Annotated in this window: 2 protein-coding genes; both read right to left on the bottom strand. The window is 67.2% G+C overall.

Annotation, left to right across the window (positions count from 1 at the left end; genetic code table 11):
* Positions 1–397 (bottom strand): ATP-binding cassette domain-containing protein (locus ABD357_RS36240; protein WP_344395527.1); only part of this gene is annotated, 397 nt, incomplete at its 3' end.
* The coding region (locus tag ABD357_RS36235) for an extracellular solute-binding protein (RefSeq protein WP_344394148.1) at positions 390–865 on the bottom strand (476 nt) is incomplete at its 5' end. The genes ABD357_RS36235 and ABD357_RS36240, both read right to left, overlap by 8 nt.

Below are 865 nucleotides of genomic sequence, written 5' to 3'. Positions count from 1 at the left end.
GGATCTCCTCCTTCGCCACCCCGCGCAGGGTGAGGGGGAAGGCGACGTTCTCGCTGACCGTCATGTGCGGGAAGAGCAGGTACTGCTGGAAGACGAAACCCAGGTTGCGTTTCTGCGGGGCGAGCCGGGTCACATCACGGTCCCCGACGGTGATGGTGCCGGAGTCCGGTTCGCAGAACCCGGCGATCATCATCAGGGTCGTGGTCTTGCCCGAGCCGGAGGCGCCGAGGAAGGTGACGAACTCCCCGGCCGCGATCTCCATGGACGCCTCGTCGACCGCGACGACGTCCCCGTACGTCTTGCGCAGAGCCACCACCGACAGCGCTTTGCCACTCGCGGCGGCCGGCGTGCCGCCGGCCACCTTCACCGACGGTGTGGCGACATCGAATTCAGCCACGAGCCCACTCCAGCCAGCGCTTGGTGACGGCCGATTCGTTCTTCAGCCACCAGTCGATGTCCGCGTCGAAGCCCTTGTCGTAGTACTTCGGCGCACCGGACAGCGCGTTGCGCTCGTCCTCGGTCAGCTTGTCGTAGGCCAGCGGGGAAGACGGGTTCGAGGGGAAGGCCTTGGCCAGGTTGGCCTGGATCTCGGCACGCAGCGAGAAGTCCATCAGCTGGTAGGCGGCATCCGCGTTGGCCGCGCCCTTGGCGATGGCGTAGCCCTGGAACTGGCGGCGCATACCGGCCAGCTGCCGCTCGACCGGAGTGCCCTGCTTCTTCATATCGGCGACCCGCCCGTCCCAGACGGTGGACATCGTCACCTCCTCGCGGCTGAGCAGCACACCCGGCAGCGGGCCGCTGTCCCAGAACTTCTTGATGCTGGGCCGCAGCCGGGTCAGCACCTTGAAGGCGCGGTCCACATCCA

Source organism: Streptomyces vastus, from assembly GCF_039532825.1.
Classification (GTDB): Bacteria; Actinomycetota; Actinomycetes; order Streptomycetales; family Streptomycetaceae; genus Streptomyces; species Streptomyces vastus.
This window is presented reverse-complemented; position numbering and strand designations above follow the sequence as displayed.